This is a genomic window from Paraburkholderia sp. TE9906, assembly GCF_056279605.1.
In genome coordinates, this window is sequence record NZ_JBWCCT010000016.1 from 137363 (window position 1) to 153103 (window position 15741).

Sequence of the window (15741 nt, forward strand, 5' to 3'; positions counted from 1 at the left end):
TCTCCTCGCGTGTCGCGACGGTTGACGGGTCTTTCGGCGGTCTTTTCGCCGGACGCTGTGCCGGACTCTTTGCCGATCTGTCCGCGCAACTGTTCGGCGGTCTGTTCTCCGGTCCGTCCGCGAGCCTGTTCGCCGGCCCTCCCGCCGGATCCTTCACCCAGATACGCCGCGCGCACCGCCGCATCCGCGCGAATCGCCGCCGGCGTGCCGCTCGCGATGATGCGCCCTTGCACCAGCACGGAAATCCGGTCGGCGAGCGCGAAGACCGCGTCCATGTCGTGCTCGACCATCAGCAGCGTGCGGCCTGCGGTCGCCTCGCGAATCAGTTCGATGGCGCGCACTGCTTCCGCGCGGTTCATGCCGGCGGTCGGCTCGTCGAGCAGCAACGTATGCGCGCCGCCCGCGAGCGCGATGCCGAGATCGAGCGCGCGCTGCTCGGCGTAGCTGAGCGTGCCGGCCTGCATGTCGCGGCGCGCGCTCAGGCCGACCGCGTCAAGCACCTGAGCGGCGTGGGCATCGACCGTACGCGCGCCGCTCAAACGCTGCCACCAGCGCATGCGGCCGCGCTCGGCCAGCATCGCCGCGCAGCGCAGGTTGTCGAACACGGTGAGGCGCGCGAACACGCTGGTGCTCTGGAAGCTGCGCGCGAGCCCGCGACGCGCGATCGCGGCCGGCGCGAGACGCGTGATCTCCACGCCGAACAGATCGATGCGCCCCGCGTTCGGCCGCACGCCGCCGGCGATCAGATTGAAGAGCGTCGACTTGCCCGCGCCGTTAGGGCCGATCAGCGCATGGCGCTCGCCGGGTTCGATCGCGAGGTCGACGCCGCGCAGAATCTGCGTGGACCCGAAACGCTTTTTGATGCCGTAGAGGGCGAGTGCGGGGATCATCGCGGATCTCCGGGCGGTGACGTCGGGCCTGGGTGAACGGCGAGACTTGCTGGCGTGGGAGATTGAATCATCGCGGACCTCTAACCGTCTGCGCCGAGCCCAACTGAGCAGCGAGTCGCGCGCGAGCGCGACTCGCATATCGCGTGGCAAGCGCGCCCGACACGGCAAGCATGAAGACGATGACGCCGAGCCAAAGCGGCGACACGGCCAGCGGCCACGGCGCGCCAGCATCGCCGAAAGCGGGACCGTCATCGACACCAAATTGCACCGCGTAGGCCCACTGCACTACGAGCACGACAGCCGCACCCCACAACAACGCGCCAGCCGTGCCCCACAGATAAACCGGGCGGCATCGACGCCAGCCATGCACCGCGAGCCGCGTCGCATGCCGTTCGACGAAACCCGCCAGACCATCCGGCGACGCCACCACGACGACGACAAAGAAAAGCCCGAGATAGAACAACCACGCACGCGTCACGCTCGCCACCACGACGCTGAAAAACGTCAGCACGAGCGCACCCGCGACCGGCCCGAAAAATGCCGCCGTACCGCCGATCACCGTGGCGATCAGCACCGCCCCCGAGCGCATCATGCCGACGCTTTCCGTCGATACCAGTTCGATATTGATCAGCCCCAGCGTGCCCGCGATACCCGCGAAAAACGCCGCCGCCACCACTACGCCGTAGCGAACGCGCCGCGGATAGCAGCCGATCGCCGCGGCCCGCGCCGGGTTGTCGCGCACCGCGTTCGCCAGCCGCATGAACGGCGTGCGCGACAACGCGAACATCGCCGCACTCGCCAGCACGCACCATAGCGCGATCAGCGCATAGGCTTCGCGCGCCGGACCGAAACGCCACGCGCCCAGCGGTGTTCCGCTCGCACGATCGATCGCCACGCCCGCCTCGCCGCCGAACCAGTCGGGCAGCGCCCACGCGGCCGCCACCACGAGTTCGCCGAGGCCGAGCGTGATCATCGCGAACGCGGTGCCTGAGCGCCGCGTCGCGATGAAGCCGAACACCACGCCGCACAGCGCGCCGCCGAGCCCGCCGATCAACGGCAGCAGCGCGAGCGGCGCGCCGATCCGGTTGAACACCTGCGCGGCGGCAAGCGCGCCGAGCCCGGCATACACCGCATGCCCGAACGACAGCAGCCCGGTTTCGCCAAGCAGCAGGTTGTATGAGAGTGCGAAGACGATCATCGACGCGCTCTGCGCCAGATAGGCGAGCAGCCAGCTTTGCGGCCAGACGAACGGCGGCACCGCGAGGAACGCGACGAGCGCCAGCCACGGCGCGACAGTGCGCCAAAGCCCGCGAACGGGTGGCGCGGGCGCTGCCGGAGGACCCGGCGTGCGGGACGGTTCAGCCACCCTGCCGCGCTTACGCATGATCGCCGTGCCGTCCGAACAGCCCGCGCGGACGCAGTACCAGCATCGCGACGAGTAGCAGGTAAGGGATCAGCGGCGCGAGTTGCGCGAGCGTCAGCGCGTCCCATTCGGCCGGCGCCGATGCCCCGATGATCGACAGCACCTCGCCCAGCGACACAGTGCTCGCGACCGCCAGCGTCTGCACACAGCCGACCAGCAGCGACGCCACGAGCGCGCCGCTCAACGAGCCGAGCCCGCCGATCACGACCACCACGAAGACGATCGAACCGAGCGACTCCGCCATCGCCGGTTCGATCACGAAGAGTGGCGCGCCGATCACGCCGGCCAGCGCGGCGAGCGCTGTGCCGGCGGCGAACACGCCGGTGAACACGCGCGGGACGTTGTGGCCGAGCGCTTCGACGGCGCTCGCGTGAGTGAGCGCCGCGCGCACGATCAGCCCCGCCTTCGACACGCGCAATACCGCGTACAGCACCGCCAGCATCGCCAGCGAGACCGCCATCATGAACGCGCGGTAACGCGCGAACGCCGCGCCGTAGACGGTGAACAGCGGGCCGTCGAGCATGGGCGGCACCGTCGCGGAAAGCGGGTTGAGGCCCCAGCCGAGCTTGACCAGTTCGCCGAGCAGATACGCGGCGCCGAACGTCAACAGCAGTTCGGGCAGATGGCCATGCACGCGCACGCGCCGCAACAGCCAGCGCTCCAGCGCCGCGCCGACGAGGCCGACCACGAGCGGCGCGACCACGAGCGCGCTCCAGAACCCGGCGCGCGCCGCCACCGAGAAACCGACGTACGCACCGAGCATGTAGAAGCTCGCATGCGCGAAGTTCAGCACGCCGAGCATGCTGAAAATCAGCGTCAGCCCGGCCGACAGCATGAACAGCAACAGGCCGTAGCTGACGCCGTTGAGCAGATTGATGACGAACGACTGCACGCGGCTATTCCGTCTGGTCCACCCGCACGGCGGCGCAAAGCGGTTCGAGCGCCGCGCGCAACTCGGCGGGCAGCTTCACGGGACGCCGCGTGACGCGGTCCACGTAGACGTGCACGAAGTGCCCCTGCGCGGCGGGCTGCGCGGCGCCTTCCTTGAAAAGCCCCACTTCGTAGCGCACGCTCGATGTGCCCAGACGCGTCACCCGCAAGCCCGCCTCGACGCGATCGGGAAACACCAGCGGCGCGAAGTAGCTGCAATGCGTTTCGACCACGAGTCCGATCGTCGCACCATGTTCGAAGTCGAGCACGCCCGCGCGGATCAGATACCCGTTCACCACGGTGTCGAAGTAGCTGTAGTAGACGACGTTGTTCACGTGGCCGTAGACGTCGTTGTCCATCCAGCGGGTGGTGATCGGCAGGAAATGCGGATACGCGGTGCGGACGGCGGGAGCAGGTTTGTTCATTGGACGTGTGGCGTGGCCGTTATGCGGTTGGGTAATTGCGCCGATGCGGCTCGGGCGGCTCGGGCGACTCGGGCGGTATGCGGCGGCGGCCGTCGGCGAAGGCTTCGTGGATGACGGCATCATCCGCGTAGCCGGTTGCCTGCGGCTTCGCTGCTTGGTCCGCGTCGGCCTGGATGGCGCGCTCATCGCGTTGCTTACTGCCCCGGCTTCTCAACGAACTCGAACGGCAAGCCGCGCCGCCGCATCCATTCGCCGAGCGCCTGACCGGTGCCCGCGCGCCACGGCCGCAATTTCGCCGGCTCGACCAGCCGGTACTCGAGCAACTCGGGCGACAGCGCAACGGTTCCATGCGCCTTCACGTGATACGCGATGATCAGTTCGTTCTTGCGGATGAACTCATAGACGCCGATCAGCTCGACCGTCTCCGCATGCAGCGAGGTCTCTTCGAACACCTCGCGGGCGATGCCCTGTTCCGGCGTCTCGCCATTTTCGAGGAAGCCGGTGATCAGCGCGAACATGCCCTCGGCCCACGCGGCATTGCGCGCGAGCAGAATCTTGCCTTCGTATTCGACGATTGCCGCCACCACCGGCAGCGGATTGTTCCAGTGGACGTAGCCGCACGCGGCATCGGGACAGCTTTGACGGATACGGCCGCCTTCATGCGCGGGATCGGCGCGCTCGGCCAGCGGGGTGGCGCAGCGAGGACAAAATCGGTATTCGGTCATGGCGTGAGGTGTCGTGAGGTGTCTCTTCTGGCTTGTGTCTGTTTTGCCTGATCGTGTCTGGCTGTGTCTTGTGCGCGGTGTCAGGCACGGCTTCGGCCACTCACCGCGTCACCACGCTTTCACGCCGCGCACAACTCGCGCACTTCGGCGGCGAAACGCTCGACCGTCTCCGGCTGCGTGTCCCACGCGCACATCAACCGGCAACCGCCCGCGCCGATGAACTCGTAGAACTTCCAGCCGCGCGCGCGCATCGCCTTCGCGGCCTGCGCGGGCAGTTGCGCGAAGACCGCATTCGATTCACGCTCGAACATGATGCTCACGCCGGGAATTTCCCGCAACCGCGTCTGCAGCAATTCCGCCATCGCATTCGCGTGACGCGCATTGCGCAGCCAGACGTCGTTGTCGAGCAGGCCGAGCCACGGCGCCGAGATGAAGCGCATCTTCGACGCCAGTTGGCCCGCCTGCTTCAGGCGGTAGGCGAAATCGTCGGCGAGTGCGCGGTCGAAGAACACCACCGCCTCGCCGACCGGCAAACCGTTCTTGGTGCCGCCGAAACACAGCACGTCGACGCCCGCGCGCCACGTGATCTCCGACGGATGCACGTCCAGCGCCGCGACCGCGTTGGCGAAACGCGCGCCGTCCATATGCACTTTCAGATGACGCCGTTTGGCGATCGCCGCGATCGCCCGCACTTCCTCGACGCTGTAGACGGTGCCGACTTCCGTCGATTGCGTGAGCGTGACGACCTTCGGCTTCGGGTAGTGGATATCGGCACGGCGCGTAACGACCGCCTCGATCGCATCCGGCGTGAGCTTGCCGCCGATGCCCGGCGCGGTCAGCAGCTTCGAGCCGCCCGAGAAGAATTCCGGACCGCCGCATTCGTCGGTTTCGATGTGCGCGAGTTCGTGGCAGATCACCGAGTGATACGACTGGCACAGCGACGCGAGCGCCAGCGAATTGGCCGCCGTGCCGTTGAACACGAAGAAGACTTCGCAATCGGTCTGAAACAGCTCACGCAGACGGTCGCAGACCTGGTTGGTCCAGGAGTCGTCGCCGTAGGCCGGCTCGTGACCGCTGTTGTTGGCGGCAATCAGCGCGTCGAGCGCTTCGGGACAGATGCCGGCGTAGTTATCGGACGCGAAATGTTGCATGGGAGGCGCAGCGCCTGGCGACGGGCGCGGTAATGACGGAAAGCGGTCATTTTAGTGCGGCGGCGGGTTATTTGTTTTCCGCTTGCGCGTTGGGCCGGGCAACTCCGCGAGCGCTAATTGCAACCGCAGTCCGGCATACGCCCCCGGCCTCGGCCATGCGGCACGCGCGCCACCACGACCAGACCCGCCGCGCCGAGCAGCAGCGCGGCCGCCGCCAGCCAGAGCGCCGGCGAGAACGATCCCGTGTGCCCGGCGATCGGCGCGGCAACCAGCGGCCCGACGATCTGACCAATGCCGTAGGCCGCCGTCGCGTAGCCCATCAGACCGGCCGCGTCGTCGCCGCGCAGACGCCGCGCCTCGCGCATGGCGAACAGCGTGATCGCGGTGAACGGCAGGCCGATCAGGATGCTGCCCAGAGAAAAGCCACCCGCCGTCGGCCAGACGATCCCGAGTGCGATGCCGAAGGCTTGCAGTACATAGCTGCCGGCGAGCAGTGTGCGGTTATCCCAATGCGTCGGCAGACGCGCCGCCAACAGCGCGCCGACCATCAGCGCCACGCCGAACATCGGCCAGAACAGGTCGGGCCACGACGATCCAGGCAGCGCATGACGTGCGATCACCGGCAGGAAAGTCGCAGTGATGATGTAGCCGAAGCCGGGGATGCCGTAGAGCAGGATCAGCCAGAGGGCGTCGGCGCGGTGCGGAGCGGGGGTTGGGTGGGCCTGGCCGGGGTTTGACTGGCTAGCGGGATGTTTGCCGGGGAGCGCTGCGTCGGGTTGGCCCACGGCGCGCTCGCCAGAAGCAGGGTTGGCGGTGAACCGGCTCGCCGCCCGTTCGCTGACCGCTTGTTGCCCGCCGACACGCCGCGCCGCATCCCCGCTGTCCGCTGGAGCGGCCTTGCGAGCCGCCGCCAGTTTCCCACTGACGCCGGACGCGCCGCCAAAGACCGGCCAAACCACAATCGACAGAACCGCGCCGATCAACCCAAAGCCGATCCACCCAGCGGCCGCGCCATAGCCGCCTGCAGCACTCACCAGCAACCCGGTCCCGGCGATCCCCAGCCCCGGCCCGGTATAAATCACCCCACTCCACGCCTGCGCGCCGAGTTCGGCGAGCCGCCGCAGGCCCCACTGCGACGCGAAGACGAACGTCCACGCGCTGACCGCGCCGGCGATAAAGCGCACCGCCGCCCACACCCAGAACTGGCTCGTGACGCCCATCGCCAGCGTCAGCAGAACCGTGGCGACAAGCCCCACACGCACCATCCGAGCCGGTTCGACCCGCAACGCGGCGCAACTGACCGCGCCGATGAAATAGCCCGCGTAGTTGAACGACGCCAGCCAGCCGCCCTGCTGAATGTCGAGCTGCGGCTGACCGGGCGCGCCGCCATGCAGCATCAGCGGCAGCAGCGGCGTGAACGCGAATCGCCCGATGCCCAGCGTGACGGCCAGCGTCACCATGCAGGCGAGCGCCGCGCGGCGCGCGGCATGGGGCTCGGAGAAGCGATCGTAGGTGCGGGAAGCGAGGTCGGTCATGATCGGCGATAGATGACGGTGAGGCGGGCCGGCGCAGCAGCCGGGTCGGTCGGTCAAGTGCATATTAGCTTGACCTTTTGATCACGAAAAATGAATAATTCGGATACAAGCCATCACCCGGAGAGAATCATGGATCTGGCCGCCTTGACCATTTTTCGCGCGGTCGTGCGGGAAAACGGCGTCACGCGCGCCGCTGCCAAGCTCAATCGCGTGCAATCGAACGTGACCACACGCATCAAGCAGCTCGAGGAGCAACTCGGCACCGACCTGTTTATCCGCGACGGCCGCCGGCTCGTCCTGACGCCGGCGGGCGAAACGCTGCTGCCGTACGCCGAGCGCCTGCTCGCGCTCGCCGACGAGGCGCGTCACGCGGTGCGCGAGGATCGTCCGAGCGGTCGCTTGCGTTTGGGCACGATGGAAAGCGTCGCGGCGACGCGCCTGCCCGCCCTGCTCGCGCAATATCACCAGCAGTGGCCAGCCGTCGCGCTGGAACTGGAGACTGGCACGACCGGCAAGCTGATCGAGCGAGTGCGCGAGTTCGAAGTGGATGCGGCGCTCGTGGCGACGCCGCCGGACCCGGCTTCGCTCGGCGACCTGTTCGAGACGGTGCCGGTGTTCAAGGAAGAACTGGTGATGCTCACGCCGCGCGGACATCGGCCGATACACGAAGTGCGCGACATCGCGCTATCGACGCTGATCGCGTTCGAGCGTGGCTGTGCGTACCGGGCTTATATCGAGAAGTGGTATCTGGAGCACAGCGTGCGGCCGGCGCGCGTGCTGGAACTCGGCTCGTATCACGCGATCGTCGCGTGCGTGGCGGCCGGTGCGGGCGTGGCGGTGGCGCCGCGCTCCGTGCTGGATCTGCAAGCCGACGCCAGCAATATCACGGTTCACGAACTGCCCGATATCGGGGCGATCGAAACACTGCTCGTGTGGCGACGCGGCCATTTTTCGTCCGCGCTCAATGCGCTGCGGCGCACGCTCGTGCCGGCCGAAGACGGAGGTGTGGCCGCACCGGTGGACGCAGCGACCGGGATGGACACAATGGCCGCGACGGCCAGGGCAACGGCCGCGAATGCGGGCGCCGTCTGATCGTTGCCAGCGGCGCCCGCACAAGACGCCACTGCCGAATCCGCACAAACGCCGGGAACCGACCGCAGCCCCGCTCGCGTGCGAACCCGTGAATCGCGCCGCGTCAGCACACAACCCGGCGCGACGACGGCACGGCAAAAAACCTGGGCCACGCGACACGCCCAACTTCTGGCGCCCTACGTGGCCCAAACGGTTCAATCAGACTCGAATCAGAGCTGGCCTTCGACCCAGGCCTTCACGCCAGCCAGCGCAGCAGGCAGATTCGCCGGCTCGGTGCCGCCAGCCTGCGCCATGTCCGGCCGGCCACCGCCCTTTCCGCCGACTTGCTGCGCAACGAAGTTGACCAGTTCGCCCGCCTTGACCTTCTTGCTTGCATCGGCGGTCACACCGGCGATCAGGCTCACCTTGCCGCCTTCGACCGAAGCCAGCACGATCGCCGCGCTCTTGAGCTTGTCCTTGAGCTTGTCGACCGTCTCACGCAGCGTCTTGACGTCCGCACCGTCCAGCGTGGCCGCCAGCACGTGCACGCCGGCGACTTCGATCGCCTGACCGGCCAGTTCGTCGCCCTGGCTCGACGCCAGCTTCGACTTCAACGCGCTCAGTTCTTTCTCCAGCGACTTCACCTGCTCCTGCATCTGGCTGATCCGCTGCGTCAGTTCCGACGGCTGCGCCTTCAACACCGCCGCGGCCGCATTGATGCGCGCGTCGAGGTCCTGCACGAAGCGCACCGCGTTGTCGCCCGTAATCGCTTCCACGCGGCGAATACCCGCCGCCACGCCGCCTTCCATCACGATCTTGAAGAGGCCGATGTCGCCGGTGCGATGCACGTGCGTGCCGCCGCACAGCTCACGCGAGAAACCGAGGTCGAGTACGCGCACTTCGTCGCCGTACTTTTCGCCGAACAGCGCCATCGCGCCGCCCTTCACCGCTTCGTCGTAAGGCATCACACGCACGATGCCCGGCGCGTTCGCCAGCACTTCGGCGTTGACGATTTCTTCGACGCGGCGAATCTGCTCGTCCGTCATCGGCGCGTTGTGCGCGAAGTCGAAACGGGTCTTGTCGGCGTCGACGAGCGAGCCCTTCTGCTGCACGTGCGAACCGAGCACTTCGCGCAGCGCCTTGTGCATCAGGTGAGTAGCCGAATGATTGCGCTCCGTGCGGGCGCGGCGCACCGCGTCGATTTCCGCCTTGACGACGTCGCCCACCTTCAGCGTGCCCTGCTCGAGCGTGCCGTGATGGCCGACCACGTCGGCCTGCACCTTCAATGTGTCGGCGACGGCGAAGCGCACGCTGGCGTTCGCCAGCAGGCCCTGGTCGCCAACCTGGCCGCCCGACTCCGCGTAGAACGGCGTGTGGTCCAGCACGACGACGGCCTGCTGGCCGTGCGCCACTTGCTGCACCGATGCGCCGTCCACGTACAGCGCGATCACTTTGGCGTCGTCGAAGACGATTTCTTCGTAGCCATGGAACGTGGTCTTCGCGCCCGAGTATTCGAGGCCTTGCGCCATCTTGAACTTGCCCGCCGCGCGCGCCTGTTCGCGCTGGCGCGCCATCGCTTCGTCGAAGGCCGGTTCGTCGACCGTCACTTCGCGCTCGCGGCATACGTCCGCAGTCAGGTCCAACGGGAAACCGTAGGTGTCGTGCAGTTTGAACGCGAGTTCGCCGTCGAGCGTCTTGCCGCCTTTCGCTTCGAGGTCGGCCAGCGCGGCGTCGAGAATCGACATGCCGTGCTCGATGGTTTCGAAGAAGCGCTCTTCTTCCTGACGCAAGACATCGGTCACGCGCTGCTCCGCGTCCTTCAGTTCCGGATAGGCGCCGCCCATCTGCGCGACGAGATCCGCGACCATGCGATGGAAGAACGAACCCTTCTTGCCCAGCTTGTAGCCGTGACGGATCGCGCGGCGCACGATCCGGCGCAGCACGTAGCCGCGGCCTTCGTTGCCCGGGATCACGCCGTCGACGATCAGGAACGAGCATGCGCGGATGTGATCGGCGATCACCTTCAGCGAGTTGTTGGTCAGGTCGCTCACGCCGGTTTCGCGGCCCGCCGCCTTGATGAGCGCCTGGAACAGGTCGATCTCATAGTTGCTGTGCACGTGCTGCAGCACCGCGGCGATACGCTCCAGACCCATGCCGGTGTCGACGCACTGCTTGGGCAGCGGCGTCATGTTGCCCTGGGCGTCGCGGTTGAATTGCATGAACACGAGATTCCAGATCTCGATGTAGCGGTCGCCGTCTTCTTCGGGCGATCCCGGGGGCCCGCCCCACACGTCCGGGCCGTGGTCGTAGAAGATTTCCGAGCACGGGCCGCACGGGCCGGTGTCGGCCATCTGCCAGAAGTTGTCCGACGCGTAGCGCGCGCCCTTGTTGTCGCCGATGCGGATGATGCGCTCGACCGGCACGCCCACTTCCTTCGCCCAGATGTCGTGCGCTTCGTCGTCTTCGTGATAGACGGTGACCCAGAGCTTGTCCTTCGGCAACTGGTACACGCCCGTCAGCAATTCCCACGCGTAGTGAATCGCATCGCGCTTGAAATAGTCGCCGAACGAGAAGTTGCCCAGCATTTCGAAGAACGTATGGTGACGCGCGGTGTAGCCGACGTTTTCCAGATCGTTGTGCTTGCCGCCCGCGCGCACGCTGCGCTGCGCGGTGGTGGCACGCGAATACGGACGCGATTCCGCGCCGAGGAACACATCTTTGAACTGCACCATTCCCGAATTCGTGAAGAGCAGTGTCGGGTCGTTGCCGGGCACAAGGCTCGACGAGCGAACGATCGTATGGCCCTTCGATTCGAAGAACTTGAGGAATTTCTCGCGGATTTCGGCGGCTTTCATAGCGTGCGGGGGACGGTCCTGGCTGTTACCGGCGGCATCATGGGATGCGCCAACTGTTTGTTTCTTAAACGACTGATTATACGGGATCGGCGCGGCTGCGCGGCAGCCCGCCCAGCACGGTTAGCCGTTTGGCCAGGTTTGCCTGAGTAGCCTGTGGTATCGAGACAGGCGCGGGATGCGCGCCGGGCCAGGTGCGGGCTACGCGCGATTCGTCCTATGACCTTCGGCTGACTGCGCCGGCATGCGGGAATCGCTTAAGATTGCCCCCATCCGTGGCGCCTTGCGCGCCGCTTGGGCTACCTAGGAGACATTCAACAAGATGGGCGCTCTCAGTCATATCCGCGTGCTGGACCTCACTCGCGTGCTCGCCGGGCCCTGGTGCGCGCAGACGCTCGCCGATTTCGGCGCCGACGTCATCAAGATCGAACGTCCCGAAGTCGGCGACGACACTCGCCACTGGGGGCCTCCGTATCTCAAGACACCGGAAGGCACGGACACGCGTGAGGCCGCGTACTACCTCGCGGCGAATCGCAACAAGCGCTCGGTCACGGTCGATATCGCGTCGCCCGAAGGCCAGCGGATCATCCGCGAACTGGCCGCGCAAAGCGACGTGGTTCTGGAGAACTACAAGGTTGGCCAGTTGAAGAAGTACGGGCTCGACTACGCGTCGCTCAAAGAGGTGAAGCCCGACCTGATCTACTGCTCGGTGACAGGTTTCGGACAGACCGGCCCCTATGCGCAGCGCGCCGGCTACGACTTCATCGTGCAGGGAATCGGCGGCTTCATGAGCATTACCGGCGAGCGCGACGGCCAGCCAGGCGGCGGCCCGCAAAAGGCCGGCGTCGCGATCGCCGACCTGATGACCGGCATGTATTCGACCATCGCCGTGCTCACCGCGCTCACGCACCGCGACCGCACCGGCGAAGGGCAGTACATCGACATGGCGCTGCTCGACGTGCAGGTGGCGATGCTCGCCAACATGAATTCGAACTACCTGGCGAGCGGCCAGCCGCCGGTGCGCTGGGGCAACGCGCACCCGAATATCGTGCCCTACCAGACCTTCCAGACGAGCGACGGCTGGATCATCGTCGCGGTCGGCAACGATGGGCAGTTCCGCAAGTTCGTCGAAGCGGGCGGCCGCCCCGAACTCGCCGACGACGAGCGTTTCGCGACCAACCCGGCGCGCGTGCGTCATCGCGACATCCTCGTGCCGATCCTCGCCGACATGGTTCGACTGCAAGGCAAGCAGCAGTGGATTGCCGCGCTCGAGGCGGCCGGCGTGCCCTGTGGGCCGATCAACGATCTCGGCGAGGTGTTCGAGAACGAACAGGTGGTGGCGCGCGGGATGCGAGTCGATCTGCCGCATCCGTCGGGCGGCACGGTCAAGCTGGTACGCAATCCGATCAACATGAGCGGCACACCGCCCGAAGCGCTGGCGCACCCGCCTATGCTCGGCGAACACACCGGGAGCATTCTGCGCGACGTGCTGGGCTATGACGAAGCGAAGGTTGCGGAGCTGCGGGCGAAGTCGGTAATCTGAGTCGAGCGGCGTGGCGGGGCGGGGTTCGGAGCGGTGCGGTCGTGACGGTTTGATGGCCTGGCGGCCGCCACATCGCGCACCATGCGGTGATCACGCTCTCACGTCGGCCCTGCTGGCGGCGCAGTGCAGCGCCGACACCCGGCTCAACCCCGCGCGACCACCGAAGCCAGCCAGCGCCGCCCCTCGTCCCAATCGCCGAGTCCGCTGTCCGCGTTGATGTGGCCGCGCGCGCCGATATCGATCCAGCGGCTGCCCCACGCGTTCGCACAGGTCTGCGAAAACGGCACGTCGCCATAGGGATCGTCGCTGCTCGCCACGACGATGGTCGCGAACGGCAAGCGGGTGAGCGGCACCGGCGCGAAGCCGCTGGCGTCCTGTGGAAAGTGAGGCTCTGAGGGGTCGGGCACCGCAACCAGCAATGCGCCCGCCACCTTCGCAAGCTGCGCCGCGCTCGCGTAGTGCGACGCCCAGAAAGCGGCCGTCAGGCAGCCGAGACTATGGGCGGCGAACGCCACCGGCGCATCGGCGGCGGCCACGGCGGCGTCGAGCGCGCGGCACCACGCGTCGCGCGCGGGATGGTCCCAATCCGGCATCTGCACGCGCGTGAGCGCGGGATCGAGTGCCTCCCAGCGGGTTTGCCAGTGGCCGACGCCGGAGTTCTGGTAGCCCGGCAGCACGAGTATGTTCAGGTTTTCGCTCATTGTGTTTCCCCGCCTGTAGTTGTTTTTTGCCGTTTGCCGTTTGCCGTTTGCCGTTTGCCGTTTGCCGTTTGCCGTTTGCCGTTTGCCGTTTGCCGTTTGCCGTTTGCCGCTTGCCGCTTGCCGTTTGCCGTTTGCCGTTTGCCGCCGGCCTCGTGCCGTGCCCGCCCATTACAACTAGCCTATTGCATCCGGCTCATTGCGGCCCCGCCTCTCACAACCCACTGCCAAAGCCCGCGTCATAGCCGCTTCCCTCATTTCCGTACGCCCCCCGGTTCACCGCATCACCCGCCCCACCCCCACACCGCGCGGATCCGCCGCCGGCTCAGGCGTCGCGCCCTCGACACGAATCATCTGCACATCGCCATTGAACGACTGTTCCTCCAGCGTGTAGCCCATCGCCTTCAACTGCTCGGCCAGCTCGCCGCTAACCGGATGAAACGGCTCGAAGTAGATCGTCTTCTGCGGCAGCAACTGATGGTGAAAACGCATCGCGGCCAGCGCATCCGTCGGCGTCATGTTGAAGTCGTACAGGTTGGTCATCACCTGGAAAATCGACGTCAGAATGCGCGAGCCGCCAGGCGTGCCGATCACCAGCGCCACACGGTCGTCCTTCAGCAAAAGCGTCGGCGTCATCGACGAAAGCGGGCGGCGTCCCGGCGCCACCGTGTTGAGTTCCGCGCCGCTCGGGCCAGCCGCGCCCTCGCCGCCCGGCTTGGTTACGAAATCATCCATCGCATCGTTCAGCAGGAAGCCGCCGCCGTCCACCACCACGCCCGCCCCGAAATCTCCGTTCAGCGTATAGGTGTTCGACACCGCATTGCCCCACGTGTCGACCACCGAGAAATGCGTGGTTTGCGCCTTCTCCGGCATCGCGTCGCCGAGGCCGGGCTTCACCAGCGCCGCGCCCGGCACTTCGTCGGGCTTGACTTCGTCGGCGCGCTGCGCGAGATAAGCGTCGTCGATCAGCTTGTCGGTCGGCACCTTGTACGAGTCCGGATCGGCGAGGTATTGCTGCCGGTCGGCGAATACGTGGTCCTCGATCTGAGCGATCAGATGAATGTACGGCGCGGAATTCAGCTCGAGACCGTCGAACGCCTGCTTCAGATCGGCTCTCATCTTCAGCATCTGGATCAAGCCGATGCCGCCCGAGCTCGGCGGCGGCGCAGTGATCACGCGGTAGCCGTTCCAGTCGGCCGAAAGCGGCTGGCGCCATACCGCCTTGTACTGAATCAGGTCCTGCTTCGTGATAAGGCCGTGACCGTACATCTGCTGGGCGATCAGGTCCGCGGTGCGGCCTTCGTAGAACTCGCGGCCGCCGTCGCCGGCGATCCGCGACAAGGTCTGCGCGAGTTCGGGCTGGCGGAATGTCGCGCTTGCCTTCAGGGTCGAAAAGTAGGCATCGAAATTGGTCCTGCCGGCGAAATTTTTCAGAGCAGCATCGCGACGCTGTTGCAGCGACGGGTCGACCATGAAGCCATCGGTCGCATAGCGGATCGCGGGCGCGAGCACCTGCTTCCACTTCAGCTTGCCGAAACGCCGCTGCGCCTCCCACATGCCGTCGACGGTTCCCGGTACGCCCACCGCGCGATGGCCGACCACGCTCATGCCGGGCACCAGGTTGCCCTTGTCGTCGACGTACATGCCGCGGGTCGCCTGTTGCGGCGCGCGCTCGCGGTAGTCGAGAAAATACGGCTTGCCGTCCATGAACACCGTCATGAACCCGCCCCCGCCGATGTTGCCCGCGTCCGGCCGGGTCACGGCCAGCGTGAAGGCGATCGCCACGGCGGCATCCACCGCGTTGCCGCCCGCAGCGAAGATCTGCTGCGCGGCGTCGGCGCTATAGCGATCCGGCACGGCTACCGCCGACGCGTCGAGCACCGTCCTGGGCGGCGGCGTTTTCGCCAGCGCGGGGGCCGGTGCGACCGCGCCGCCGACGAACGCGGCAAACAGGGCCGAAGCCATGACGATCCGGGAGCGGTAAAAAGAGGAGCGGCAAACAGAAGCCAAAGGCGCGCGTAGCGCGCCGTGCGTCGGGACAGACATCCGAGAACTCCGGCAACGAAGGGCGCCATGGTGCACGAACGGCGGCCGTTCGTGCAAGGCGACAACGGGCGGTGCGGCCTGTGCGGACGGCTGCGGCAGGTGCAAGCACTGCGCGCCGACGCGCAGGCCGCACGGCCCAGGGAAATTTCGAGCGGCGGGTAAGGCGGGCCTCGAAGAGCGGGCCTCGCCTCATGCGAGGCGTGTGACCGGCCGCCGTTGTGTTCACGCAGTCGCGGGCGGCCCGCAGGCGGCCTGATGCGGATCAAGGCGAATTAAAACCGTCCGTCCGCCGGGTTGACATACGTTCGACGTGAACGCGACGCGGCTGCGATGGGAATACGGCCAACACCGTGCGGCCAACCCCACGCCCACGCCACGTCACGGACCACCTCCCGCGGCTTCGAAAACCCCGATAAACCCGAGGCAAGGAGGCCCAGGCCTGCCAGCGCCGC

Annotated in this window: 11 protein-coding genes and 1 pseudogene; 2 read left to right on the top strand and 10 right to left on the bottom strand. The window is 66.9% G+C overall.

Annotated features, from left to right (window positions below):
* Positions 1 to 143 precede the first annotated feature (143 nt).
* The 7 genes and pseudogenes from ACZ9H4_RS31210 to ACZ9H4_RS31240 form a co-directional block, all read right to left on the bottom strand.
* Positions 144 to 890, bottom strand: a pseudogene (locus ACZ9H4_RS31210) (ABC transporter ATP-binding protein); the annotation flags it as partial.
* Positions 891 to 957: 67 nt separating this feature from the next.
* Complete coding sequence (locus ACZ9H4_RS31215; protein ID WP_476122432.1) at positions 958 to 2274, bottom strand: branched-chain amino acid ABC transporter permease; 1317 nt, start codon at positions 2272 to 2274, stop codon at positions 958 to 960.
* Positions 2267 to 3205, bottom strand: coding sequence for a branched-chain amino acid ABC transporter permease (locus ACZ9H4_RS31220; RefSeq protein ID WP_408146306.1), 939 nt, complete (start codon positions 3203 to 3205; stop codon positions 2267 to 2269). The genes ACZ9H4_RS31215 and ACZ9H4_RS31220 overlap by 8 nt, the downstream gene beginning before the upstream one ends.
* A 4-nt stretch (positions 3206 to 3209) precedes the next feature.
* On the bottom strand, positions 3210 to 3668 hold the full coding sequence (locus ACZ9H4_RS31225) for an acyl-CoA thioesterase (protein ID WP_476122433.1): 459 nt from the start codon (positions 3666 to 3668) through the stop codon (positions 3210 to 3212).
* A gap of 194 nt (positions 3669 to 3862) precedes the next feature.
* A complete protein-coding gene (locus ACZ9H4_RS31230) occupies positions 3863 to 4393 on the bottom strand; it encodes an NUDIX domain-containing protein (RefSeq protein WP_408146302.1) in 531 nt (176 codons plus the stop codon).
* Between the two features lie 119 nt (positions 4394 to 4512).
* A complete protein-coding gene (locus ACZ9H4_RS31235; protein ID WP_408325121.1) occupies positions 4513 to 5544 on the bottom strand; it encodes a threonine aldolase family protein in 1032 nt (343 codons plus the stop codon).
* 113 nt (positions 5545 to 5657) lie between these two features.
* Positions 5658 to 7079 carry a YbfB/YjiJ family MFS transporter gene (locus ACZ9H4_RS31240; RefSeq protein ID WP_476122434.1) on the bottom strand — a complete coding sequence of 474 codons (1422 nt, stop codon included), beginning with the start codon at positions 7077 to 7079 and terminating at the stop codon, positions 5658 to 5660.
* Positions 7080 to 7208: 129 nt separating this feature from the next.
* Here ACZ9H4_RS31240 and ACZ9H4_RS31245 point away from each other — a divergent pair, with 129 nt between their 5' ends.
* On the top strand, positions 7209 to 8171 hold the full coding sequence (locus ACZ9H4_RS31245; RefSeq protein WP_408146296.1) for a LysR family transcriptional regulator: 963 nt from the start codon (positions 7209 to 7211) through the stop codon (positions 8169 to 8171).
* Between the two features lie 209 nt (positions 8172 to 8380).
* On the opposite strand, the gene alaS is transcribed toward ACZ9H4_RS31245, so the two are convergent.
* Positions 8381 to 11005 carry an alanine--tRNA ligase gene (alaS, locus tag ACZ9H4_RS31250; RefSeq protein WP_476122435.1) on the bottom strand — a complete coding sequence of 875 codons (2625 nt, stop codon included), beginning with the start codon at positions 11003 to 11005 and terminating at the stop codon, positions 8381 to 8383.
* Between the two features lie 319 nt (positions 11006 to 11324).
* Here alaS and ACZ9H4_RS31255 point away from each other — a divergent pair, with 319 nt between their 5' ends.
* Positions 11325 to 12545, top strand: a complete 1221-nt coding sequence (locus ACZ9H4_RS31255) for a CaiB/BaiF CoA transferase family protein (protein ID WP_408325115.1) — start codon at positions 11325 to 11327, stop codon at positions 12543 to 12545.
* A gap of 143 nt (positions 12546 to 12688) precedes the next feature.
* Here the strand turns inward: ACZ9H4_RS31255 and ACZ9H4_RS31260 are convergent, their stop codons facing one another.
* Together ACZ9H4_RS31260 and ggt are read right to left on the bottom strand one after the other, a co-directional pair.
* The gene (locus ACZ9H4_RS31260) at positions 12689 to 13246 is read right to left on the bottom strand and encodes an RBBP9/YdeN family alpha/beta hydrolase (RefSeq protein ID WP_476122436.1); all 558 of its coding nucleotides are present in this window, start codon (positions 13244 to 13246) and stop codon (positions 12689 to 12691) included.
* Between the two features lie 273 nt (positions 13247 to 13519).
* Positions 13520 to 15289, bottom strand: a complete 1770-nt coding sequence (gene ggt / locus ACZ9H4_RS31265) for a gamma-glutamyltransferase (RefSeq protein WP_476122437.1) — start codon at positions 15287 to 15289, stop codon at positions 13520 to 13522.
* Between the last annotated feature and the right edge of the window lie 452 nt (positions 15290 to 15741).

Excerpts from the sequence above, each read along its gene's own strand:
- ACZ9H4_RS31215 (WP_476122432.1), bottom strand. The coding sequence starts at position 2,274 with ATGCGTAAGCGCGGCAGGGTGGCTGAACCGTCCCGCACGCCGGGTCCT.
- ACZ9H4_RS31225 (WP_476122433.1), bottom strand. The coding sequence starts at position 3,668 with ATGAACAAACCTGCTCCCGCCGTCCGCACCGCGTATCCGCATTTCCTG.
- ACZ9H4_RS31230 (WP_408146302.1), bottom strand. The coding sequence starts at position 4,393 with ATGACCGAATACCGATTTTGTCCTCGCTGCGCCACCCCGCTGGCCGAG.
- ACZ9H4_RS31235 (WP_408325121.1), bottom strand. The coding sequence starts at position 5,544 with ATGCAACATTTCGCGTCCGATAACTACGCCGGCATCTGTCCCGAAGCG.
- ACZ9H4_RS31240 (WP_476122434.1), bottom strand. The coding sequence starts at position 7,079 with ATGACCGACCTCGCTTCCCGCACCTACGATCGCTTCTCCGAGCCCCAT.
- ACZ9H4_RS31245 (WP_408146296.1), top strand. The coding sequence starts at position 7,209 with ATGGATCTGGCCGCCTTGACCATTTTTCGCGCGGTCGTGCGGGAAAAC.
- alaS (WP_476122435.1), bottom strand. The coding sequence starts at position 11,005 with ATGAAAGCCGCCGAAATCCGCGAGAAATTCCTCAAGTTCTTCGAATCG.
- ACZ9H4_RS31255 (WP_408325115.1), top strand. The coding sequence starts at position 11,325 with ATGGGCGCTCTCAGTCATATCCGCGTGCTGGACCTCACTCGCGTGCTC.
- ACZ9H4_RS31260 (WP_476122436.1), bottom strand. The coding sequence starts at position 13,246 with ATGAGCGAAAACCTGAACATACTCGTGCTGCCGGGCTACCAGAACTCC.
- ggt (WP_476122437.1), bottom strand. The coding sequence starts at position 15,289 with ATGTCTGTCCCGACGCACGGCGCGCTACGCGCGCCTTTGGCTTCTGTT.